Origin of the sequence: Mesorhizobium sp. ESP-6-2, assembly GCF_020164675.1 — a bacterium.
GTDB lineage: Bacteria > Pseudomonadota > Alphaproteobacteria > Rhizobiales > Rhizobiaceae > Mesorhizobium.
Genome location: NZ_JAIUGT010000001.1, coordinates 594,283 through 616,583 on the forward strand (window position 1 = coordinate 594,283; position 22,301 = coordinate 616,583).

24 protein-coding genes and 1 pseudogene are annotated in these 22,301 nt (G+C 64.2%); 13 read left to right on the forward strand and 12 right to left on the reverse strand.

The window, feature by feature from the left end:
* Positions 1-189: 189 nt before the first annotated feature.
* On the reverse strand, positions 190-1,521 hold the full coding sequence (mnmE, locus tag LB532_RS02940; protein ID WP_140639487.1) for a tRNA uridine-5-carboxymethylaminomethyl(34) synthesis GTPase MnmE: 1,332 nt from the start codon (positions 1,519-1,521) through the stop codon (positions 190-192).
* A 64-nt stretch (positions 1,522-1,585) separates the two neighbouring features.
* Here mnmE and LB532_RS02945 point away from each other — a divergent pair, with 64 nt between their 5' ends.
* Positions 1,586-3,607 (forward strand): thioredoxin domain-containing protein, encoded by a 2,022-nt coding sequence (locus LB532_RS02945; protein WP_140639486.1) that lies wholly within the window; start codon positions 1,586-1,588, stop codon positions 3,605-3,607.
* Between the two features lie 180 nt (positions 3,608-3,787).
* Here LB532_RS02945 and rho read toward each other — a convergent pair whose 3' ends face one another.
* From rho to hemE, 3 genes are all read right to left on the reverse strand, one after another.
* Entirely contained in the window at positions 3,788-5,053 is a 1,266-nt protein-coding gene (rho, locus tag LB532_RS02950) for a transcription termination factor Rho (protein WP_140491913.1), read from the reverse strand.
* 174 nt (positions 5,054-5,227) lie between these two features.
* Positions 5,228-5,764 carry a protoporphyrinogen oxidase HemJ gene (gene hemJ, locus LB532_RS02955; protein ID WP_140639485.1) on the reverse strand — a complete coding sequence of 179 codons (537 nt, stop codon included), beginning with the start codon at positions 5,762-5,764 and terminating at the stop codon, positions 5,228-5,230.
* Complete coding sequence (hemE, locus tag LB532_RS02960) at positions 5,764-6,795, reverse strand: uroporphyrinogen decarboxylase (protein ID WP_140639484.1); 1,032 nt, start codon at positions 6,793-6,795, stop codon at positions 5,764-5,766. Before hemE ends, hemJ begins: the two co-directional genes overlap by 1 nt.
* Positions 6,796-7,200: 405 nt before the next feature.
* On the opposite strand from hemE, the gene LB532_RS02965 reads away from it, so the two are divergent.
* From LB532_RS02965 to dnaQ, 5 genes are all read left to right on the forward strand, one after another.
* Positions 7,201-8,022, forward strand: a complete 822-nt coding sequence (locus LB532_RS02965) for a pyruvate, water dikinase regulatory protein (protein WP_140639483.1) — start codon at positions 7,201-7,203, stop codon at positions 8,020-8,022.
* A gap of 34 nt (positions 8,023-8,056) precedes the next feature.
* On the forward strand, positions 8,057-8,656 hold the full coding sequence (locus LB532_RS02970) for a Maf-like protein (protein WP_140639482.1): 600 nt from the start codon (positions 8,057-8,059) through the stop codon (positions 8,654-8,656).
* The gene (locus LB532_RS02975; RefSeq protein ID WP_140639481.1) at positions 8,649-9,491 is read left to right on the forward strand and encodes a shikimate dehydrogenase; all 843 of its coding nucleotides are present in this window, start codon (positions 8,649-8,651) and stop codon (positions 9,489-9,491) included. The genes LB532_RS02970 and LB532_RS02975 overlap by 8 nt, the downstream gene beginning before the upstream one ends.
* Positions 9,488-10,075 (forward strand): dephospho-CoA kinase, encoded by a 588-nt coding sequence (gene coaE, locus LB532_RS02980; RefSeq protein ID WP_140639480.1) that lies wholly within the window; start codon positions 9,488-9,490, stop codon positions 10,073-10,075. The genes LB532_RS02975 and coaE overlap by 4 nt, the downstream gene beginning before the upstream one ends.
* 255 nt (positions 10,076-10,330) lie before the next feature.
* Positions 10,331-11,035: a DNA polymerase III subunit epsilon gene (dnaQ, locus tag LB532_RS02985; RefSeq protein ID WP_140639479.1), complete on the forward strand. Its 705-nt coding sequence runs from the start codon at positions 10,331-10,333 to the stop codon at positions 11,033-11,035.
* A 112-nt stretch (positions 11,036-11,147) separates the two neighbouring features.
* On the opposite strand, the gene LB532_RS02990 is transcribed toward dnaQ, so the two are convergent.
* From LB532_RS02990 to LB532_RS03000, 3 genes are all read right to left on the reverse strand, one after another.
* On the reverse strand, positions 11,148-11,435 hold the full coding sequence (locus tag LB532_RS02990; protein WP_140639478.1) for a GIY-YIG nuclease family protein: 288 nt from the start codon (positions 11,433-11,435) through the stop codon (positions 11,148-11,150).
* A gap of 249 nt (positions 11,436-11,684) precedes the next feature.
* A complete protein-coding gene (secB, locus tag LB532_RS02995; RefSeq protein ID WP_140491875.1) occupies positions 11,685-12,182 on the reverse strand; it encodes a protein-export chaperone SecB in 498 nt (165 codons plus the stop codon).
* 366 nt (positions 12,183-12,548) lie between these two features.
* Positions 12,549-13,049 (reverse strand): FxsA family protein, encoded by a 501-nt coding sequence (locus tag LB532_RS03000; RefSeq protein WP_140639477.1) that lies wholly within the window; start codon positions 13,047-13,049, stop codon positions 12,549-12,551.
* Between the two features lie 213 nt (positions 13,050-13,262).
* Here LB532_RS03000 and LB532_RS03005 point away from each other — a divergent pair, with 213 nt between their 5' ends.
* The 4 genes from LB532_RS03005 to LB532_RS03020 are packed head-to-tail and all read left to right on the forward strand — an operon-like array spanning position 13,263 to position 16,001.
* Complete coding sequence (locus LB532_RS03005; RefSeq protein WP_140514105.1) at positions 13,263-13,967, forward strand: Tim44/TimA family putative adaptor protein; 705 nt, start codon at positions 13,263-13,265, stop codon at positions 13,965-13,967.
* 24 nt (positions 13,968-13,991) lie between these two features.
* Complete coding sequence (locus tag LB532_RS03010) at positions 13,992-15,095, forward strand: murein transglycosylase A (RefSeq protein WP_140639476.1); 1,104 nt, start codon at positions 13,992-13,994, stop codon at positions 15,093-15,095.
* Positions 15,092-15,622 (forward strand): Smr/MutS family protein, encoded by a 531-nt coding sequence (locus LB532_RS03015; protein WP_140639475.1) that lies wholly within the window; start codon positions 15,092-15,094, stop codon positions 15,620-15,622. Before LB532_RS03010 ends, LB532_RS03015 begins: the two co-directional genes overlap by 4 nt.
* Before the next feature lie 10 nt (positions 15,623-15,632).
* Positions 15,633-16,001 carry a helix-turn-helix domain-containing protein gene (locus LB532_RS03020; RefSeq protein ID WP_140639474.1) on the forward strand — a complete coding sequence of 123 codons (369 nt, stop codon included), beginning with the start codon at positions 15,633-15,635 and terminating at the stop codon, positions 15,999-16,001.
* A 192-nt stretch (positions 16,002-16,193) separates the two neighbouring features.
* On the opposite strand, the gene LB532_RS03025 is transcribed toward LB532_RS03020, so the two are convergent.
* The 4 genes from LB532_RS03025 to LB532_RS03040 all read right to left on the reverse strand — a co-directional run bounded on the left by LB532_RS03025 (position 16,194) and on the right by LB532_RS03040 (position 19,463).
* Positions 16,194-16,433 carry a hypothetical protein gene (locus tag LB532_RS03025; RefSeq protein WP_140524470.1) on the reverse strand — a complete coding sequence of 80 codons (240 nt, stop codon included), beginning with the start codon at positions 16,431-16,433 and terminating at the stop codon, positions 16,194-16,196.
* A gap of 364 nt (positions 16,434-16,797) precedes the next feature.
* Positions 16,798-17,418 carry a transglutaminase-like cysteine peptidase gene (locus tag LB532_RS03030; RefSeq protein ID WP_140639473.1) on the reverse strand — a complete coding sequence of 207 codons (621 nt, stop codon included), beginning with the start codon at positions 17,416-17,418 and terminating at the stop codon, positions 16,798-16,800.
* Between the two features lie 173 nt (positions 17,419-17,591).
* Positions 17,592-18,869, reverse strand: a complete 1,278-nt coding sequence (locus LB532_RS03035) for a polyhydroxyalkanoate depolymerase (protein ID WP_140639472.1) — start codon at positions 18,867-18,869, stop codon at positions 17,592-17,594.
* Between the two features lie 231 nt (positions 18,870-19,100).
* The gene (locus LB532_RS03040; RefSeq protein ID WP_140639471.1) at positions 19,101-19,463 is read right to left on the reverse strand and encodes a septal ring lytic transglycosylase RlpA family protein; all 363 of its coding nucleotides are present in this window, start codon (positions 19,461-19,463) and stop codon (positions 19,101-19,103) included.
* 309 nt (positions 19,464-19,772) lie between these two features.
* On the opposite strand from LB532_RS03040, the gene LB532_RS03045 reads away from it, so the two are divergent.
* On the forward strand, positions 19,773-19,958 hold the full coding sequence (locus LB532_RS03045; RefSeq protein WP_181169343.1) for a hypothetical protein: 186 nt from the start codon (positions 19,773-19,775) through the stop codon (positions 19,956-19,958).
* Positions 19,959-20,422: 464 nt separating this feature from the next.
* Positions 20,423-20,815 carry a hypothetical protein gene (locus tag LB532_RS03050; RefSeq protein ID WP_224556345.1) on the forward strand — a complete coding sequence of 131 codons (393 nt, stop codon included), beginning with the start codon at positions 20,423-20,425 and terminating at the stop codon, positions 20,813-20,815.
* A 289-nt stretch (positions 20,816-21,104) separates the two neighbouring features.
* Here the strand turns inward: LB532_RS03050 and LB532_RS03055 are convergent.
* Positions 21,105-21,297 (reverse strand): annotated as a pseudogene (locus LB532_RS03055) (taurine ABC transporter permease); the annotation flags it as partial.
* Between the two features lie 502 nt (positions 21,298-21,799).
* Here LB532_RS03055 and LB532_RS03060 point away from each other — a divergent pair.
* Positions 21,800-22,291 (forward strand): RrF2 family transcriptional regulator, encoded by a 492-nt coding sequence (locus tag LB532_RS03060; RefSeq protein WP_140639470.1) that lies wholly within the window; start codon positions 21,800-21,802, stop codon positions 22,289-22,291.
* Positions 22,292-22,301: the final 10 nt, after the last annotated feature.

Sequence of the window (22,301 nt, forward strand, 5' to 3'; positions counted from 1 at the left end):
GCGCAGCCGTTTCACGTGAAACGGCGCCGGTCGGACAGTCCCTGTTTCACGTGAGTCATCGGCCGGGTCCGGAGTAACACGAGCCGAAGTCAGCGCTGCCCCTCATCCGCCTGCCGGCACCTTCCCCGTATGGCGCCGGGGAGAAGGGAAGCTCGGCGGCCTCCGCACCCCGACGATGTTCCACGTGAATCATTTCCCGATGCAGAACTGCGAAAAAATCACATCCAGCATGTCCTCGACATCGACCGCGCCGACGATACGGCCGAGCCGGTCGGCGGCCAGCCGCAGATCCTCGGCGCGCAGTTCCTGCCCGGCGTCCGGGCTCTCGGCCGCGCGCAGCAGGAAGCGATTGGCTTCCCTGAGCAACTCGACATGGCGAAGCCGCGAAGGCAGGATGTCGCCCGCTTCGCCGACCTGCGCAGCCGCGAGCCTGGCGATTTCGGCCAGCAGTTCCGTCACGCCCGTCCCGTCTTTGGTCGAAATGACGCGATCATAACCACCTGTAACCCAGGCGGGGGCTCTTTCCTGCACCAGATCGAGCTTGGTGCCCACGCGCAATGTCGCGACACCCTCGCGTGGCAGAGCAAGGGGATGCGGGTCGGCGATGTCCTCGAGCAAAAGCAAGAGGTCGGCGCCATGCGCCTTGGCTCGCGCCTTCTCGATGCCGATCGCTTCCACCTTGCCGGCGGTATCGCGCAGGCCGGCGGTATCGGTCAGCCTGACCCGCAGGCCTTCGAGGTCAAGCACGATCTCGAGCAGATCCCGCGTCGTGCCCGGTTCATCCGTTACAATAGCTGCATCGCGCCGCGCCAAAGCGTTGAACAGGCTCGACTTGCCGGCATTCGGGGCACCGAGGATAACGACCTCGAATCCGTCGCGGATGATTTCGCCGGCACGAAACCCGGCAATGTGGCGCTCGATCTCCCCGATCAGCGCCGAAACATCAGACCAGACCGTATCCGAAACGGAGCCGGGAATGTCGTCTTCGTCGGCAAAGTCGATCTCGGCCTCGATCATGGCGCGCGCATGGATAAGCCGCTGCCGCCAGCTCAGATAAAGCTCGGCCTGCGCACCCTCGGCATTCTGCACCGCGAAGCGCCGCTGCGCCTCGGTCTCGGCGTTGACCAGATCGGCCAGCGCCTCCGTCCTCACCAGATCGACCTTGCCATTGAGGAAGGCCCGGCGCGTGAACTCGCCCGCTTCGGCGTGCCTGACGCCTTCGAAGCCGGCGATCGTCTCCAACAGTCTCGCCACCACGGCGCGGCCGCCATGCACCTGGAATTCCGCCACGTCCTCGCCGGTGAAGCTACCGGGGCCCGGGAAAAAGATCACCAGGCCGTTGTCTAGCACGCCCCCATCGGGCTCCCGCAGCCTGCGCAGGCTGGCCACGCGGCTCTTAACCATGCCGCCGGCAATCGTTTCGATAACGAATCGAGTCTTTGGCCCCGAAATGCGAATGACGGCGACGCCGGCGGGCAGGCGCCCGCTGGAAAGCGCGACGATGGTGTCGGCCGAAATCATTTGCCCGCCTTGTTGGACCGCCCTAGCTTCACTATCCAACCCCTGTTTCGCCGGACCGCTCATTGTGACACTGCCTGCGCAAAATCTGCTTGCCGACGAAGCCAGCCCCTATTTGCAGCAGCACAGCGGCAATCCGGTGCATTGGCGGGCCTGGTCGCCGGCGTCGCTTGACGAGGCGAGGGTGCTGGATCGGCCGATCCTGCTGTCGGTCGGCTATGCCGCCTGCCACTGGTGCCATGTCATGGCCCATGAAAGCTTCGAGAATGACGACGTCGCCGCCGTCATGAACCGTCTGTTCGTCAATATCAAGGTCGACCGCGAGGAGCGTCCCGACATCGACCAGATCTATATGGCGGCGCTGTCCTCGATGGGCGAGCAGGGCGGCTGGCCGCTGACCATGTTCCTGACGCCGCAGGGCAAGCCGTTCTGGGGCGGCACCTATTTCCCGCGCGAGCCGCGCTATGGCCGCCCGGGCTTCATTCAGGTGATGGAGGCGATCGACAAGGCTTGGCGCGAGAAAAGAGCAAGCCTGAACCAGAGCGCCGATGGGCTGACCTCGCATGTCGAGACCCGGCTCGCAGGAGCGCATGCCCGCACCGCGCTCGACCGCGACACGCTGGCCGCGCTCGCCAGAGGCATAGACGGCATGATCGACAAGGATCTCGGCGGCCTGCGCGGCGCGCCGAAATTCCCCAACGCGCCGTTCATGCAGACACTGTGGCTGTCGTGGCTGCGCGACGGCAATGCCGGTCACCGCGACGATGTCCTGTTGAGCCTCGAACGGATGCTGGCCGGCGGCATCTACGATCATGTCGGCGGCGGGCTCAGCCGCTATTCCACGGACGCGCAATGGCTGGTGCCGCATTTCGAAAAGATGCTCTACGACAACGCGCAGCTCATCCGTTTTTGCAACTGGGCCTACGCCGCGGGCGGAAAGGATTTGTTCCGGGTCCGAATCGAGGAGACCGTCGACTGGCTGCTGCGTGAGATGCGCGTCGAGGGCGGCGCCTTCGCCGCCAGTCTCGATGCCGACAGCGAGGGCGAGGAGGGCCTTTTCTACACCTGGAGCCGGGAAGAGATCGAGGCCGCGCTCGGCGACGATTCTCCGTTGTTTTTCAATCACTTCATGCTCTCCAGCCCACCCGGTTGGGAAGGCAAGCCTGTCATCCACCAGACGCCGGCCCAGCAGGTGCAAGGCATTGCCGAGCAACCGCTTCTGGCCGCTCTCAAGTCAAGGCTGCTGGCGGTCCGTGAACGGCGCGTCAGGCCCGGCCGCGACGGCAAGGTCCTCGCCGACTGGAACGGCCAGATGATCTTGGCACTCGCCGAGGCCGGCCGCGCGCTGGCGCGCCAAGACTGGATCGACGCGGCCAAGGCCGCATTCGATCATATCGCCTCCTCCGCCGAGGGCGGACGGCTGCCCCATTCCATGCTCGGCCCCAAGAAACTGTTCCCGGCCCTGTCGAGCGACTATGCGGCGATGGCCAATGCGGCGATCGCCCTGTTCGAAGCCACCGGCGACTGGAGCTACGCCGATCGGGCCCGGCAATTCGTCGAGCAGCTCGACCGCTGGCATGCCGATGCCGACGGCACCGGTTATTATCTCACCGCATCCGACAGCACCGACGTGCCGATCCGCATCAGGGGCGACGTCGACGAGGCTATTGCGTCGGTCACCGGTCAGGTCATCGAGGCGCTGGTCCGGCTCGCCGCGCTGACCGGCGATCTCGACCTGCAGGAGAAAGCGACGAAAGTCGCCGAACACGCCGCCGGCCGCGCGGCGCACCAGGCCTATGGCCAGGCCGGCATCGTCAACGCTTCGGCGCTCGCCATAGAGCCGCTAAAGCTGGTGCTTGTGGACGATCTGGCGAATCCAGGGCTCGCTCCGGTCGCGAATCGCAATCCCGATCCGCGTCGGGTGGATATTGTGCTGGCGATCGGTACGCAGGCGAATCGAGCTTCCTTGCCGGGTGGAGTATTGCCGCCGACGGACAAGCCCGGTGCGTGGCTCTGTACGGGGCAGGTGTGTCTGCCGGTCATCACGGATGGTGATGAACTGGAAGGATTTTTGCGGCGAAGACGATAGAGTTCGTCATCCTATGGCGGAGCAAGGAGTGAAGCGACGCGGCGCAGACCATAGGATCCATGCCGTGACATCAGAGCGTTGCAACAGTGCCAGTTCTGCTCCCGTCGCACCCTCCGGGGAGACGGCATCGATCCTCGGGTCAAGCCCGAGGATGACGAAAGCGAGGCCCGCCTTGCCCGCTTACGTATTCATCGAATCGAAGAAGTCCGCATTGGTCTTGGTCTGCTTCAGCTTGTCGATGAGGAACTCGATCGCGTCGGTCGTTCCCATCGGCGCCAGGATGCGGCGTAGCACGAAGATCTTCTGCAGGTCAGCGCGCGGCACCAGCAGGTCTTCCTTGCGGGTACCCGACTTCAGAATGTCCATGGCCGGGTAGATGCGCTTGTCGGCGACCTTGCGGTCGAGCTGGATTTCGCAGTTGCCGGTGCCCTTGAACTCTTCAAAAATTACTTCGTCCATGCGGCTGCCGGTATCGATCAGCGCCGTGGCGATGATGGTTAGCGAACCGCCTTCCTCGATGTTGCGGGCAGCACCGAAGAAGCGCTTCGGGCGCTGCAGCGCGTTGGCGTCGACGCCGCCGGTCAGCACCTTGCCCGAGGACGGCACCACGGTGTTGTAGGCGCGGCCAAGACGGGTGATGGAATCGAGCAGGATGACGACGTCGCGGCCATGCTCGACCAGCCGCTTGGCCTTCTCGATGACCATCTCGGCGACCTGCACGTGGCGCACCGCCGGCTCGTCGAAGGTCGAGGAGATCACCTCGCCCTTCACCGAGCGCTGCATGTCGGTCACTTCCTCCGGCCGCTCGTCGATCAGAAGCACGATCAGGTAGCATTCCGGATGGTTGGCGGTGATCGAGTGGGCGATGTTCTGCATGAGAACCGTCTTGCCGGTACGCGGCTGCGCGTTGATCAACGCGCGTTGTCCCTTGCCGATCGGCGCCACCAGGTCGATCACGCGCGGCGAGATATCCTTGGAGGTCGGGTTATCGATCTCCATCTTCAGCCGCTTGGTCGGATAGAGCGGCGTCAGATTGTCGAAGTGGATCTTGTGGCGGATCTTCTCGGGATCGTCGAAATTGATCGTGTTGACCTTGAGCAGCGCGAAATAGCGCTCGCCCTCTTTCGGGCTGCGGATCGGCCCTTCGACCGTATCGCCGGTCTTGAGCGAAAAGCGCCGGATCTGCGAGGGCGAAATATAGATGTCGTCGGGACCCGGCAGATAATTGGCGTTGGCCGAGCGCAGGAAACCGAAACCGTCCTGCAAGACTTCGACCACGCCGTCGCCGATGATCTCGATGTCCTGGGCGGCCAGCTTCTTGAGGATTGCGAACATCAGCTCCTGCTTGCGCATGACGCTGGCGTTCTCCACCTCGAGCGATTCGGCATAGGCGATCAGCTCTGGCGGTTTCTTGTTCTTGAACTCGGTGAGTTTCATTTCTTGCATTAGGATAGACTCTGGGTAGGCTTTTGGGAGGAAATCGGCGGGATGCGATAAATGCCGGGCGCGGCCAAAAGCAATGAAGGGCGGCGCATGACGGGAAGGAAGACCCGTCTTTTATCGTCGGCCGGCTGAAAGAGCAAGCCGCCTTTTAGCAAGTCGTGAGAGAGGTCTGAAGGTTCATAACGGCTTGACGACGACCAGGATCACGATAGCGATCATCAGCAATGTGGGGATCTCGTTGACGATCCGCCAGTGCCTCGCGGGCTTTTCATTGCGGTCCTCGGCGAATTTTCGCACAGCGCCGGCCAGATAGCCGTGGATGCCCGACAGAACCAGCACCAGCGCGATCTTGCCATGCAGCCAGCCGCCCTGGAAACCGAAACCTTTCCAGGCCAGCCACAGGCCGAACACCCAGGTGACGATCATCGCCGGGTTGATGATGCCGCGCAGCAGCCGGCGCTCCATCACCTTGAAGGTCTCCGACTGCACCGAACCCTTCTCGGCGTCTGCGTGATAGACCAGCAGCCGCGGCAGATAGAGCATGCCCGCCATCCACGAGATGACGGCAAGAACATGGATCGCCTTGGCCCAGAGATAAAAGCCGTCGGGCGCTGCCAGAAACAGCAGCGCCGTCAGCACGACCAAAGCGGCGATGCCGATCACCATGCGCATCATCGCCTGGCCCGTGCTGTTGGTGTTGCTCATTCCGGCCATCAGCGTGTCGCGCTCCTCACCAGTTTCACCATCGCCTCGACATGGGCCATGGGCGTTTCCGGGGTGATGCCGTGGCCGAGATTGAAGATCAGCGGTCCGCTTCCCAGGCTCTCCAATATCGCGCTGACGCCGTCGGCCAGCGCCTTGCCGCCGGCGACCAGCCGCAGTGGATCGAGATTGCCCTGGACGGCTCCTTCCCGCTGCAACGCCTTCGCTGTCTCCAGCGGCACCGTCCAGTCGATCCCCAGCCCCGTGACGCCGGTCTTCTCGCGATAGCTGCGGTAGCGCGTGCCGGCGCCCTTCGGAAAACCGATGATCGGCACATCGGGATGGACCGCTCGAACCTGCCTGACGATCTCGGCCACCGGCTCGACGCAGAACAGCTCGAAACAAGCATCGTCGAGCACGCCGGACCAGGAATCGAATATCTGCACCACATCGGCGCCAGCCTCGATCTGCCTGATGAGATAGGCGGCCGAATGATCGGCCAGCACCTTGAGCAACTGACGAAACGCCGCCGGCTCGCGATAGGCGAACAGCCGCGCCGGCGCCTGGTCCGGCGTGCCGTGCCCGGCGATCATGTAGGTCGCCACCGTCCATGGCGCGCCGCAGAAGCCGATCAAGGTGGTTTCATCGGGCAGTTTCGCCCGCAACCGGCGAACCGTCTCGTAGACCGGTTCGAGATTCACGTGAAACACCGTGCTGTCCAGGGCTGCGATTTCAGCCGCCGTGATCGGCGTCAGCAGCGGCCCTCGCCCCTCTTCGAAGCGCACGTCGCGGCCAAGCGCATGCGGAACGACAAGGATGTCGGAGAACAGGATCGAGGCGTCGAAGCCGAAGCGCTCGATCGGCTGCATGGTCACCTCGAAGGCAAGGTCGGGATCATAGCAGAGGTCGAGGAATGAACCTGCGCGTCGGCGCGTCTCGCGGTATTCCGGCAGATAGCGCCCGGCCTGGCGCATCATCCAGAGCGGCGGCGGAAACACCGTCTCACCCTTCAGCACGTCCAGCATGATCCGTCTTGCAGGCATAGAGCGCTCGCCTCTCCCGGCTTTCCCTTAAACAAATATCTTATTTCTAGAGAATCTTCTGATTCTAAGAGTCTGTTGGTTGTGGTGGTTGTCACCTGTCCCGCTTTGGCCGTCAAAACACCAGCAAGCATATTGTCGCGCATTTCCAATCGCCCCTTGCAGGGTTCTGGGGACGAGCCGGAATCTTCCATTGGACTCAATACGCTAGAGCAGCGATCCTGCAGGCTGGTCCTGTGGACAGACAAAAGGCAAAAATCTTCGTCCACGGACTTGTCCCCAGCCGCCCGACGAAGCCTACAGCGCGTCGAATTGTGGACAAACCGGCATCTGATACAGTCGCTCCGGCCGGCGGGTTTTCCGAACCCTGCTTTATCCACATCCGCCCACAGCCCTAGGTAAAACCCTGTGAACAAACCCCAGAGCTTCTTCCACCTGCACCTGATCTCCGACGCCACCGGCGAAACGCTGCTCGCCGCCGGCCGCGCGGCTTCGGCCCAATACAAGGATGCGCGCGCCATCGAGCACATCTACCCGCTCATCCGAACCGAAAAACAGGTGGCCAAAGTGTTCGAGGACATCGAGGAGGAGCCGGGCATCATCCTCTATACCGTCGTCGACCAGAAGCTGGCGCGCGGCATCGACGAGCGTTGCGCCGCGATGGGCCTGCCCTGCGTCTCCGTGCTGGAGCCGGTGCTCACCGTCTTCCAGTCCTATCTGGGCACGCCGGCCGGCCGCCGCGTCGGCGCCCAGCATGTCCTCGACGCCGAATATTTCCGCCGCATCGACGCGCTCAACTTCACCATGGAGCATGATGACGGCCAGTTGCCGGCCAATATGGACGATGCCGACATCGTGCTGGTCGGCATTTCGCGCACGTCCAAGACGCCGACCAGCATCTATCTCGCCAACAGAGGCATCAAGACCGCCAACATTCCGATCGTGCTCGGCGTGCCGGTGCCCGAAAGCCTGGTCAACGCCAGGACGCCGCTGATCGTCGGCCTCGTCGCCACCGCCGAGCGGATCTCGCATGTCCGCCAGAACCGCATCCTCGGCAACTCGAGCGCCTATGTGCCGACCGACTATGTCGACCGCGCCGCCATCAACGAGGAACTCGCCTATGCCCGCCAGATCTGCACCCGCCACGGCTGGCCGATGATCGACGTCAGCCGCCGCTCGATCGAGGAAACGGCGGCGGCCATCGTTGCCCTGCGGGGGAAGACGCGCTAGGTCCGGAACGCTGGCGCGAAGGAACGAGACGCCCATGACCGAAAAAATCATCCTCGCTTCCGGCAGCCCATTCCGCAAGGCGATGCTGCTCGCTGCCGGCATCGACGTCGAGGCGGTTGCGCCTGAGGTCGACGAGCGCGCGCTCGAGGCGCCCCTGCAAGGCAGCGGCGCCTCGCCCGAGGATGTCGCGCTGGTGCTGGCTGAGGCCAAGGCCACCGAAGTAAGCGAGCGCAGGCCCGGTGCGCTGGTGCTCGGCTGCGACCAGACGCTGTCGCTCGGCGACGAGGTGTTCCACAAGCCAACCGACATGGAAGGGGCGCGCCGCCATCTGCTGGCGCTGTCGGGAAAGACCCATCAGCTCAACAGCGCCGCGGTCCTGGTCCGCGACGGCGGGGTGCTGTGGCGCCATGTCGGCATAGCCAGCCTCACCATGCGCAAGCTCGATCCGGCCTTCATCGGCCGCCATCTGGCGCGCGTCGGCTCAAGGGCGCTGTCGAGCGTCGGGGCCTACCAGGTCGAAGGCGAAGGCATCCAGCTCTTCGAGAAGATCGAGGGCGATCATTTTACCATTGTCGGCCTGCCGCTGCTGCCGCTGCTGGCCGAACTGCGCACGCTGGGAGCGATCGATGGCTGAGGCGACCAAAAAGGCCTTCGTCACCGGTCACCCGATCAAGCATTCGCGCTCGCCGAAGATCCACGGCCACTGGCTGGCCATATACGGCATCGACGGCAGCTACCAGGCGATCGACGTGGCGCCGCAGGATTTCACCGAATTCCTGAAGACATTGCAAGCGAGCGGTTATCTCGGCGGCAACGTCACCATCCCGCACAAGGAGGCGGCGTTCGCCCTGGTCGAGCGCCGCGATGGGGCAGCCCAGCAGATCGGCGCCGTCAACACGCTGTGGCTGGAGGACGGTCGCCTTTGGGGCGGCAACACCGACAGCCATGGCTTCGCCGCCAATCTCGACGATCATGCGCCGGGCTGGGCGTCCATTGGCCCGGCGGTGGTGCTCGGCGCTGGCGGGGCCTCGCGCGCCGTCATCCACGCGCTGAAGCAGCGTGGCATGAGCGATATCCGCATCGTCAACCGCACGCTTGCCCGGGCGGTGGAATTGCGCGACCGGTTCGGCGCCGGTGTCTCGGCGCATGGCATGGCGGCGACCGGTGAACTGCTTGCCGATGCCGGCCTGCTCATCAACACCACGGCGCTCGGCATGCAAGGCAATGAGGGTCTGGCCGCCGACCCGGCCCTTTTGCCGGACCACGCGATCGTCACCGACATCGTCTATGTGCCGCTCGAGACGCCGCTGCTTGCCGCGGCAAGCGCGCGCAAGCTGAAGACGGTGGACGGCCTCGGCATGCTGCTCAACCAGGCGGTTCCGGGTTTCGAGCGCTGGTTCGGCGTGCGGCCCCGGGTCACACCCGAATTGCGCGCGCTCATTGAAGCCGATCTGGTGCCAAAACCATGATCGTTCTCGGCCTCACCGGTTCGATCGGCATGGGCAAGTCGACCACCGCAAAAATGTTTGCCGATGCCGGCGTGCCGGTCCACGATTCCGACGAGACGGTGCATCGCCTCTATGCCGGCAAGGCAGCCCCGCTGGTCGAGGCCGCCTTTCCCGGGACCACCGGCGCCGGAGGCGTCGACCGCGCGAAGCTCGGCGCTCGGGTGCTTGGCGATGCGGCCGCGCTGAAAAGGCTGGAAGCGATCATACATCCGCTGGTGCGCGCCGATGCCGACGCGTTCCTGGCGCGCAACCGCGCCGCCGGCGCGCCGCTTGCCGTCCTCGACATTCCGCTTCTGTTCGAAACCGGCGGCCGCGATCGGGTCGACAGGGTCGTCGTCGTTACCGCGCCGGCCGAAGTCCAACGCCAGCGCGTGCTGGCGCGGCCCGGCATGAGCGAAGAGAAACTCGCCTCCATCCTGGCCAGCCAGGTGCCGGATGCGCAAAAGCGCCGCCGCGCCGATTTCGTCATCGACACCAGCCAGGGCCTGGACGCCGCGCGGGCTGAGGTCGCCGAGATCATCGCGAAAGTCTCCGGGAAACGCTGACGCTTTCCTTCTCCCCTTGTGGGGTCCGAAGGACGGGGCGAGACCCGTGGCTCGCCCCAGGGCGGTGCATCGGCGCGCAGCGCCGAGACGGTTGAGGGGTGCTCCAGCGGAATGAGGCGTTGGCGTTCCCTGGAACACCCCTCGTCCGTCGCCTTCGGCGACACCTTCTCCCACAAGGGGAGAAGGAAAAAGGCCATTGCCCATTGCCATTTTGTTCCGCTCTCACGATTCTGCTCACCAGGAGCGACTGATTCGATGCGTGAGATCATTTTCGATACGGAAACCACCGGCCTCGACATGCGCGACGACCGCATCATCGAGCTTGGCGGCGTCGAGCTGGTCAACCGCTTTCCAACCGGTAGGACCTTCCACCATTACATCAACCCGCAGGGCCGCTCGATCCACGCCGAGGCTCAGGCCGTGCACGGCATCAGCATGGCGGACCTGCAGGGCAAGCCGTCCTTCGCCGAGATCGTCGAGGAGTGGATCGCCTTCACCGACGGCGCCAAGCTGGTCGCCCACAACGCCACCTTCGACATCGGCTTCCTCAATGTCGAGTTCGGCCGGCTCGGCCATCCGGCCGTCGACATCGGCCGCGTCGTCGACACGCTGGCGCTGGCGCGGCGCAGGCATCCGATGGGTCCCAATTCGCTCGACGCGCTCTGTCGGCGCTACGGCATCGACAATGCGCGGCGCACCAAGCACGGCGCCTTGCTGGATTCGGAGCTGTTGGCCGAAGTCTACATCGAGCTGATCGGCGGCAAGCAGACGGCTCTGATCCTGGACACCGTTGCCGTGCAGATGAACGGCGCGGGCGAAGTGGCAGACATCGACATCTCGGTCGGCGCGCGGCCGATCGCCCTCCCCCCGCGCCTGAGCGAAGCCGAGCGCGCGGCGCACGCGGCCATGATCGCCACGCTTGGCGAGAAGGCGCTTTGGCTGAAGATTATGGCTGGGTGATACTCCACACCTTCGTCATCCTAGGGCGGAGCAGGAGCGAAGCGACGTCGCGGAGACCCTAGGATCCATGCCGTGACGGTCGTGTAGTGCTCCGGGGGTGCAAAAACCTAGCCTACCATCCCGTCCCGTGAAAAAGCTCGAACCACTCTGGATTGGTCTTCTCGATCAGGTCGATCTTCCACTGACGCGGCCAGCGCTTTAGTGATTTCTCGCGCTGGATGGCGTCAGTGATGTCGAAAAATTCCTCATACCACACCAGCCGCTGCACGACGTAGCGGCTGGTAAAGCGGGAACCCTGGCCGAATTTGTGCTCCGGTATGCGGCGACCGAGGTCATTGGTGACGCCGATATAAATCGTGCCACGCTTTTGGTTTGCGATCATGTAAACGTAGCCGGTCATTACTCAGGATACTGCCCGTGCCATTCTGATCGGCCGCACCCCTATGGCCAACGTCACGGCATGGATCCTAGGGTCTCCGCGACGTCGCTTCGCTCCTGCTCCGCCCTAGGATGACGAAGGACGGATCATTTTGGCTAGTCTCCAATGTTGGCGATTGTTCATCAACGAACGGTGAATGTTGGTGCAACCCCACCTACAAAAAAACCCGGCACAAAGGCCGGGTTCCTTGTAATTGCCGCTATCGTCGCCTCAGCTCACCTGGACCTTCGACGCTGCCTGGTCCTCGGCCAGCTTCTGCTGGAACATCTGCGCGAAATCGATCGGGTCGAGCATCAGCGGCGGGAAGCCGCCATTGCGCGTCGCCTCGGCGATGATCTGCCGGGCGAACGGGAACAGCAGCCGCGGGCATTCGATGAACAGGATCGGCAGCATGTGTTCCTGCGGGAAGCCGCTGATGGCGAAAACGCCGCCATAGACCAGCTCGACGTTGAACAGCACTTCCTGGTCGAAGGACGCCTTGGCGTTCAGCGTCAGATTGACGTCGAACTGCTTGTCGGAGAGCGGATTGGCGTTGACGTTGACGTTGATGGCGATGCCGGGCGCCTTGTCGCGGCCGCGCAGCGAGTTCGGCGCGCCGGGGCTCTCGAAGGAAAGATCCTTCACATACTGGGCAAGGACGTTGAGCGAGGGCTGCGCCGTGTTGCCGTTTCCGTTGGCGCCGACCGGCGCGTCATCTTTGCTGGCCATGAGCCTTGTGTCCTTTTGCCTGGGCAGCATTGCTGACCGAATTGAAATCGGGCGTTCGCTACCATGGCCGGCATGACAAGACAAGGTTTGCCGCCTTGCTTGTCGCGTCGTCATCCTAGGGCGAAGCGACGCGAAGCGGAGCGTAGACCCTGGGATCCATGCCGTTACATCGGCCGGAGAATGAAGCGGCCCAAAATAGCCAATGCACACCTTGCCAGTGACCGGTGCCGCGACCGACTTCCACGGTTAGAGTAGAACGAAATTCAGCACCGTCAGAGCGCTTCCACGTCACGGCATGGATCCTGGGGTCTGCGCGCGTCGCTCCGCTCCTTGCTTCGCCCCAGGATGACGAGGGGAGGCAGCGCCTCAGTCGTCCTTCAGGCGGCGCCATGGCGAATTGTGGTCCGGCCCGCGCTTGAAATCGTCTTCGCGCGAATAATCGCCGTCTTCGAGGTCGATGACCCTGTCGCGCGGCCGGCCGCGGAAGCCGCCGCCCGAGAAATTCGTCGCCACCACGATGCGGCCCTTGAGCCTGCGCCAGGCAAGGTCGCGCACCGGCGGCAGGAACAGGAGAATGCCGAAGACGTCCGATATGAAGCCGGGGATGATCAGTAGGATTGCGGCGAGCACGATCATGGCGCCGTGCGCGAGCTGACGGCTCGGATCGCGGCCGGCGCCCATCTCGGTGCTGATGCGGCTCATGACGCCAAAACCCTGACGCCTGAGCAGCAGCGCCCCGGCGATGCTCGAGGCGAGCACCAGGCCGACCGTCGCCAGCGCGCCGATCTGGCGCCCGACTATGACGAAGCCGGCAATCTCCAGCAGCGGAAGCGCCAGAAGAAAAACGGGAAATAACGAAATGCGCAAGTCTTGCCGATCCTTCCGATCGTTCTGGCGTTGGTCTGTTTTGCCTGCCAGCGGCCGCCGGCCGCTGGCGCCGAGGCTGTTAGATAGGTATGGCTGCCTTTGATTTGAATGATTGCGCCTTGCGTTCTATATGGTTTGCATGTTGAACGCTATGCGACCGCTGCCCTGTTGGCCGGGCGGTCCGGCCGAGGGCAGGATTGATTGGCGGAAGATATGGGCTTCTTCGACTTCGGCACGATTTTCTTCCTGATTGCGGCAGTTGTGATCTTTTTCCAGCTGCGCAATGTGCTGGGCCGTCGTACCGGCAGCGAACGGCCGCCTTTCGACCCCTATACCGCCGCCCGGACCGGCGACAAGGATGCGCAGAAATCCGAGAATGTCGTGTCGCTGCCGCGCAAGCGCCAGCCCGGCGAGCCGGCCGGCGAGGTCTATGCGGCCATCGACGCCTTTGCCAAGCCCGGCACCGACCTCAACAAGGGCCTGCGCACGATCAAGGACAACGATCCGTCCTTCGACCCGAAGGGTTTCGTCGACGGCGCCAAGATGGCTTACGAGATGATCGTCATGGCCTATGCCGACGGCGATCGCAAAACGCTGAAGAACCTTCTGTCGCGCGACGTCTATGACGGTTTCGTCGCCGCGATCGGCGAGCGCGAGGCGCGGTCGGAAAAGATCCAGTCTTCCTTCGTCGGCATCGACAAGGCCGACATCGTCTCGGCCGAGATGAAGGGCGGCGAGGCGCATGTCACGCTGCGCATCATCAGCGAGCTGATTTCGGCGACGCGCGACAAGGCCGGTGCGGTCATCGACGGCGACCCCGAAACCGTCGCCGAGGTCAAGGACGTCTGGACCTTCGCCCGCGACACGCGCTCGCGCGATCCGAACTGGAAGCTCGTCGCCACCGAAGAAGAAGATTGAATCCCCGACCGCGGCGGGCCTGTCGTGTCCTTCCATCAGGCATTCAGCGAAAGATCCTTCGGCGCTCTGCCCGGCTGGGATGACGACGACCATCTGGCGGCCTTCGAAGCCTTTCGCCGCTCCGCCTTCCATGTCCTGGCCAAGCCCTATCGCAGCGGCGCGCTCGGCGTCGATTTTGACGCCTTTGCCGGTGCCTATGCCGAGGCGCGGGCGGCGCCTCCTGCCAGCCGGTCGGAGGCGCGGCGCTTCTTCGAGCGTCATTTCGTCCCCATGCTGGTGCGCCCGGAGACCAGCGCCGGCCTCGTCACCGGCTTCTACGAACCGGAGGTCGAGGCCTCGCCGGTGCGCACGGAGCGTTTTGCCGTGCCGCTGCTGTCGCGTCCCGCCGATCTCGTCGACATCGACGACGCCAACCGGCCCGACGCAATGGATCCCTATCTCGCTTTCGCGCGCCGGACGCCGGACGGGCCGGCCGAATATTTCGATCGTGGCGCGATCGAGCGCGGCGCGCTCGCCGGCAAGGGCCTGGAAATCGCTTGGCTGGCCGACAAGGTCGACGCCTTCTTCATCCATGTGCAGGGCGCGGCGCGGCTTCTTATGACCGACGGCCGGCTGTGCCGCGTCACCTATGCCGCCAAGTCCGGCCAGCGCTTCACCGGACCCGGCAAGGTGTTGAGCGAACTCGGCGAGATCCCGCTGGAAAAAGTGACGATGCAGTCGATCCGCGCCTGGTTCAGGGCGCATCCCGGCCGCGTCGACGAGATCCTGTGGCGCAACCGCTCCTATATCTTCTTCCGTGAGGCCTCGGTCGAGGACGCAACGCTCGGGCCGATCGCTGCCGCCAAGGTGCCGCTGACGCCGGGCCGCTCGATCGCCGTCGACCGGCTGCTGCACACATTCGGCACGCCCTTTTACGTCGATGCGCCATCGCTGACGGCTTTCGAGGTAAAACCGTTCCGGCGCCTGATGATCGCGCAAGACACCGGTTCCGCCATCACCGGGCCGGCGCGCGGAGATCTCTTCGCCGGCTCGGGCGACGCCGCCGGCGAGATCGCCGGCGTGGTGCGCAATCCGGCCGATTTCTACGCGCTGGTGCCGCGCCCGCTCGTCTCGGGGTCGAAGCCGTGACCGGCCGCACCGAGAGGCTGAGCGAGGACGACCGGGTGCTGTGGAACCTGGTGGCGCGCACGGCCAAGCCGCTGAAAGGCAAGGCCGCCGTGCCCGTTCCGGATTTCGGCATCGAGGCGAAGCCGGCGCCGACGCAAAAAGCCCCGCCCGTTGCCGGTCCGGCCGGCGCGCCTAAGCCGAAGGCCCAGCATGTCTCCCATGCGCTCGACGAGCCGACGCTGGACAAGCTGTCGAAAGGCCGGCTGCCCATCGAAGGCCGGGTCGACCTGCACGGCATGACGCAGGACGAAGCCTATTCGCTGCTGTTCTCCTTCCTGCGCCGCGCCCATGCCGGCGGCATCCGTTACGTCCTGGTCATCACCGGCAAGGGCTCGTCGTCGGGCGGCGACGGCGTGCTGCGCCGCGCTGTGCCGGCCTGGCTGTCGACGCCCGCGTTCCGGCCGCTGGTCTCCAGTCACGACCACGCCGCGCGCAATCATGGCGGCTCGGGCGCGCTCTATGTCAGGCTGCGGCGGGTCCGGTCGTGAGGATGGGGTCGTGACCCCGTTCGGCGAGAGGCTGCGGGCGCTGAGGGCCGAGCGCGGCGTCACCCAGAAGGACATGGCCGCCGCCATCGGCGTCAGCGCCGCCTATCTGTCCGCGCTCGAGCACGGAAGGCGCGGCGCGCCGACCTGGACGTTGATCCAGAAGATCATTGGTTATTTCAACATCATCTGGGACGACGCCGAGGAACTGGCGCGACTGGCCGAAGGCTCGCATCCGCGCGTCAGGCTCGACACGTCGGGCCTGAGCCCGGCCGCGACCGAGCTTGCCAACCTCCTGGCCGAGAACATCGAAAAGCTCGACGAGGAGGAACTGCGCGGCATAACCGCCTCTATCCGGGCGGCGCTGGGGCGGCGGCGGTAGGCCGGGTTTGCCCGGCTCTCGCGGCGGCTCTAAAGCGCGTCGCGTCGAAACGGATTCATGCGACGCGCTTTAGGTCTTTGTTTTTATGCATGTCGTTCTCCCAAAACCGAGGTCACTTTTGGGCGACATGCATTAGCTCCCGATCGCAAAACGCTGCCCGCCAGCAGCAGCCGGCGGGCAGCCGTGATGAGATCAGTTCTTGCCGGCCGTGCTGCCGCCATTGCCGCCGCGGCCGTGATCACCATGGCCACGGCCACCATTGCCGCCACCCAGGCAGTCCGATGCGCCGGCGGCGCCGCAACAGCGGCCGCTCCACAGGTCGTTGAGGTTGGTGTTGGCGCAGCTCGGAATGGTCTGGTCGGCCAAAGCGGATCCGGCCATGCCCGACACCGCGACGGCGGCGAGAAGAGTGTTGCGCAGGAAAGCAGTCATTTGAAGTCTCCATGGTTGGTTTCGGTTCACGGCTGTGTGTCGCCGGCCGGGCCGAAAATGGTTCACGGAGGGATGCAGAAAGTTTTCGCAGGTGCGTGGCGAGCGCTCGGGCACGGGTCGGCATAGTTCGCGAAGCCTCCCCGCTTTCATCATCCACGGGCGCAGCGGAAGCGAAGCGGAGGCGCAGACCCGAGGATTCCATGCCGCGAACGGCGAGCGCCGCGACGGTGCAAAAAAAGGGCGGGCGATGTCTGTGAAAAGAACCCCGGTCTTGGACCGCTGCGGACCGCATTGATGGGTCTCCGCGACGGAGCTTCGCTCCTGCTCCGCCCGGGAATGACGAAGCAAGGGAGCCGCCGCTGTCCTACTGCACGGACCCCACCAGCACCTGCTGGCCGCCGCGGATGGAGACCCAGCGGCCGGTGTTGTCGATCGCCTGCCGCTTGAGGAAGCGGTAGCCGGTCTGGTCCCATGCCTTGACCTTGTCGGTCAGATTGTCGAGCACATAGTCGCCCTTGTCGGTGCGCACCGTCAGCACCGAGTGCCCTTCGCCATCGGGTTTGCGCACCACGGTGATGAGAAGATCGGCAAGCGATATGCCCATCCGGGACAGCAGGCGCCGCTTTTCCAGCACATAATCCTCGCAGTCGCCGACTCCCTTGGCGGGATAGGCCCAGACCTCGTCCTTGCCGTAGATGTCCATATCGCTCATCGGCTTGACGGCGGCATTCACCCTGGCGGTGACCTTGGCCAGCTTGCTCCACAACCTGTCCGTCATGGCGGCCGGCGCAAGATTGCCGGGACGGATCGCGCATTCGCGGGCATTGAGCCTGCAGAAATCATAGTGGCCGATCGGTTGCGACGCGATACCGCCGGTCGTCATCGCTCCAGCCGCCAGGGCCGGCGCAACCCAGCCTCCCATCATTGTCGCCAGTCCGGCTACTGCGCACGCACGAAGCGTTCGCGCCATTGGTGAGGAATTCATTGTCCCCGCTCGCCCTTGTTATTAATGAAAGGTTAAGGGCGATCTACAGTCCGTGTCAATTACCACGATTGGGTGATTTGCGACATGGTTACCCGCGAGACGCATGGCAGCGGCACCCGTGCGACAGGCCTGCCCGGCCTGTCCGGCGCTATCGGGCCGGCAATGCCGGCTGCCTATCTTTTGGCGGTGCGGACCAGCTTCGGCTTCACCGCGACCCGGTTCTGGCGGCCATAGCTGGTGATGAAGTCGACGATGCGCGGCACGATCTCGGACCGGAAGCGCGAGCCGTTGAAGACGCCGTAGTGGCCGACCGCGGGCTGCATGTAATGCGCCTTCCTGTCGGCGGGAATGTTGACGCACAGATCGTGCGCCGCCCGCGTCTGGCCGAGGCCCGAAATGTCGTCGTTCTCGCCCTCCACCGTGAACAGCGCGACATTGCGGATGGCCGAGGGATCGATCGGCGTGCCGCGATGCGTCATCTCGCCCTTGGGCAAGGCATGGCGGACAAACACCGTGTCGACCGTCTGCAGGTAGAACTCCGCCGTCAGGTCCATCACCGCCAGATACTCGTCGTAGAAGTCGCGGTGCTTCTCGGCGCTGTCGCCGTCATGCTTCACAAGGTGCATGAAGAAGTCCTTGTGGGCGATGATGTGGCGGTCGAGGTTCATGCTCATGAAGCCCGAAAGCTGCAGGAAGCCTGGATAGACTTCGCGGCCGAAGCCCGGCACCGGCCAGGGCGCGCGCATGACGACATTGTCGCGGAACCAGTCGATGCCCTTCTCCTCGGCCAGAAGGTTGACCGCGGTCGGGTTGCGGCGCGTGTCGATCGGCCCGCCCATCAGGGTCATCGTCGAAGGGACGAAGGGGTCGCCCTTGCTTTCCATCAGCGCCACGGCCGCCAGCACCGGCACGGAAGGCTGGCACACCGCCATCACATGCGTGTCGGGGCCCAGCGTGTGCAGCATCTCGATGATGTAGTCGATATAGTCGTCGAGATCGAATTGGCCGTCGGCCAGCGGCACCATGCGAGCGTCGATCCAGTCGGTGATGTGCACGTCGGCATGCGGCAGCATGGCTTCGACGGTGCCGCGCAGCAGCGTCGCATAGTGGCCCGACATCGGCGCCACGATCAGCAGCTTCGGATCGCGCCGCCGTCCGGCAGGCACGGCGCGCTCGAAACGCACCAAATTGCAGAACGGCCGCGACCAGACGGTCTTCTCGGTCACTGCCACGCTCTTCCAGTCGACCACCGTCTTGTCGAGGCCGAATTGCGGCTTGCCGTAGCGGCGTGTGGTGCGCTCGAACAGCTCGGCGCCCGCCGCGATCGAGCGGCCCCATGAGGTGTGCGAGAACGGATTGAGCGGGTTGGAGTAGAACAGCCGCACCGCATCGGCATAGAGGCGTGCCGGCTGCAGGGCGGCGTGGTTCATTTCATAGAGCTGGTAGAACATCCGTTTACCCCGCTGCGGCCTGCGACCGAAGGGGCGGCGAGCAGCGCCTGGCCCTAACTGTCTCGCGGGGAAGTTAACAACTAATTGCTGCGATGCAATACGTCACAGGGCGTGATCTATACGCATTCTTGGTCCAAAGCGTTGGAAATCAGCCTCGGACGGTACAAGCCGGCGCATTGTGCAGGTGCGAAGGCCCGCCAGGCGGCCCGGCCCCTCGGCCGGGCAACGTGGTCAGACGCGCGCCATGCAGACCGCGGTATGGCCCGAACCGATGAAGCCGAGCTGGCCGGCCGCGCCCTTCGACAGGTCGAGCACGCGTCCCCGGATGAAGGGGCCGCGATCGTTGATGCGCACCACGACGCTGCGGCCGTTGTTCTTGTTGGTTACCCGCAGCTTGGTGCCGAAAGGCAGGGTGCGATGCGCGGCGGTCATCGCCGATGGGTTCATGCGTTCGCCCGATGCGGTGCGCGAGTGCAGGGCGTACCAGGAAGCGCGGCCGCACTGGGCGGCGGCGGCTGGAGTGGCCGAGGCGCCGACCATCAGGCCAGCAGCGATCGTCCCCGCGACAAGCGCGGTCCGGTTGTTGTTATTCATATCTGGGGGATGGCTCCGTTTTTGACAGACCCCAGCCGTTACGGAGACAATAAGGCACGAAATGCGGCAATCATCTGGCAGTTCCATGGCATCGGCACACGTTTAGAGTCGCCCGGTAACAGTCTGTCAGTGATTTTTCGGTGATCCGCGATCAAGTCACGATGATGTTCCAGTCGACATCCATGTCTTGTTTGACAAGATCGAGCGGCAACAACCTAGTAGAAGGTGTTGCGCTTGACCCGATTCCTTTGCCTTTTTCATCGCGACGGCGGCGATGCAACCGATCAACTTGGGAAGAAGAATCCGGCAATGAGACTGACCAAAAATTTGCTGGCGTTGATTGTGGTGGCCGTCGGCGCGCTGTGGTCGCTGCAAGGCATCGGCGCGATCGGCGGCAGCTTCATGACCGGCCAGTCGCAATGGCTCACCATCGGCATCGTCGTCATGCTGCTCGGTCTCGCCGGCCTGGTGTGGGCGAACCGTTCGCGCAGTTGAGTCTCCGATAAGTCCTTTGTCGATGTATAATGCACCATCTATGTTAGGTATTGCTTTTATATAGGCCGGTTAGTTGGAGTTTCCGATGGCGATGGCAAGCAAACTTCCGAAGGACTGGGCGATTGGTGCGGCGATATTGCTTGGAATTTCGCCTATCCTGCCGACTAACGCTCACGCGGAACTATCCGCGCGTGAGATGTTGATCAGCAGAGCCCAGTTCGAAACGCTTTGCGCTTCGGTACCTGGCTCATCTATCCCGCAGATGCACGCCGACGGGATTTGCATATTGACGGCGTCAAATACCAAGCCGAGCGAGCGTTCTCCATGGGCTGGCGGCTCCGCCGGGAGTAGCCGCGTCGGAGATCGCGGAGGCAGTACCGGTGGCCAAGGCGCGGAGGGCTCGAGCGGCGTGGGTGGCACCGGAGGCAGTGGCGGCGCGCCAGGGTCCGGAGCTACGGGCAGCAATGGCGGTACAGGAGGCAACGCTGGAAGCGTGTCCGGTGACGGCGGCACCAGTACTGGAGGTACTGGAGGTACCGGAGGCTCGGGGGGCAGCGCTGGCGGCTTGTCCGGCAATGGTGGCACGGGCGGCACGGGCGGCGCGCCAGGGTCCGGAAGCACCGGAGGATTGTCCGGCAGTGGTGGCACCGGAGGAACTGGAGGCACTGGCAGCGCCGGAGGTACCGGAGGCTCAGGGGGCAGCGCTGGCGGCTTGTTCGGCAATGGTGGCGCAGGTGGCACAGGCGGCGTGCCGGGGTCCGGAGGCACCGGAGGCTTGTCCGGCAGTGGTGGCACTGGCGGCAGCGCTGGCGGCTTGTTCGGCAATGGTGGCGCAGGTGGCACGGGCGGCGTGCTAGGGTCCGGAGGCACCGGAGGCTTGTCCGGCAGTGGCACTGGCGGGACCGGAGGCAGCGCCGGCGGCTTGTTCGGCAATGGCGGCACGGGAGGCACCGGAGGCGCTGCTGGCACCGGCGGTACTGGAGGAACGGGTGGCAATGGTGGGGCCGGCGGCAGATAGCGCAGAGCGGCAAATCAGGCCGCATAAGATGAGGTCAAAGCCGGCCGGTCGGGTGGGGGAGTGAGAGCAGGTCCGTGGCCTTTGTCCGAAAGGACGAACACGCAAGCGGCCCGGACCGACGCAATCCGCAAGGCGAACCGCCAGCATGGCGATGGCGATGACAAGAATCTTCGACGGCTCGCCGATGCCGAACCAGATGACGACCAGCGGCATATAGGCGAGCGGCGGGATCGATCGCAGGAACTCGAGCAGCGGATCGAAGACGCCACGGCCGATGGTCCTGATGCCGATGGCCAGCCCCACCGGCACGCCGACGATTAATGGCCGCGGCAAGGGCGGCGCCGGTGCCGAGATCCCCAGGCGGATTTGGCGGCGATGGCGCTTCAAGAGAGATCATCGTTCGGGAAGCTCGGCGCCTCCGATCGCGAACGAGAATTCACGCTGCAGCCGCCTGAAAGGCAAATCCATGCTTCAGATGGATTGGAATTCAAAAACATGTTCCGCTCGTTCGCGTTTAAGTATAGTAAACTTATCGACATAGAGACTTGGAGACGACGATGAGAGGTGATACCCATAGGTACCGCGGCGATCGCTGGTGGCACCAGTCTCAGGCCGTCGCGCCAAGTTTTGTGTCCCCGGCGTCACAAGTCAGGTCCAAAATGGCCGCAATGGCTTGAAAATCAAGCAAGATCAATCGCGATTGGCTTGTATATCATGTCCCTAGAATTTATCTCTCGTGGATGCTTGAGCGCGGCGGGAGGCACGCCAGGCGTTTCGCAACGGATGGCCGCGAGCCGTCGCATGACAGAGAAACGTTCGGATCATGCTCACCAAGAAAGGCAAGTACGGCCTCAAGGCGCTCGTCCACCTGGCGCGGATGCCGGCCGGGCAGCTTGCCTTCGTCAACGACATCGCGACCGGCAACAACATCCCGAAGAAGTTTCTCGACGCCATTCTGGGCGAACTGCGCAATGCCGGTTTCGTGCAGAGCCGCAAAGGCAAGGATGGCGGCTATCGCCTGGCGCGGCCGCCGGAGGAAATCAGGGTCGGCCATGTCGTGCGTGTGCTCGACGGCCCGCTGGCGCCGATCCCTTGCGCCAGCCGTACCCAGTACCAGCGTTGCGAAGACTGTAACGAGGCGACATGCCAGGTCCGACATCTGATGCTGGAAGTCCGGCAAGCGATCGCCGAGGTGCTCGACCAGCGCAGCCTCGCCGAGATGCGCGACATCGGCCTCGACGACCTTGGGGTCGCAAGGGGCCTCGACGACCTTTCGGTCGTGGGCAACGATCTGCCGGTTGCGGTGAAGGCCTGACGCCGGCGCG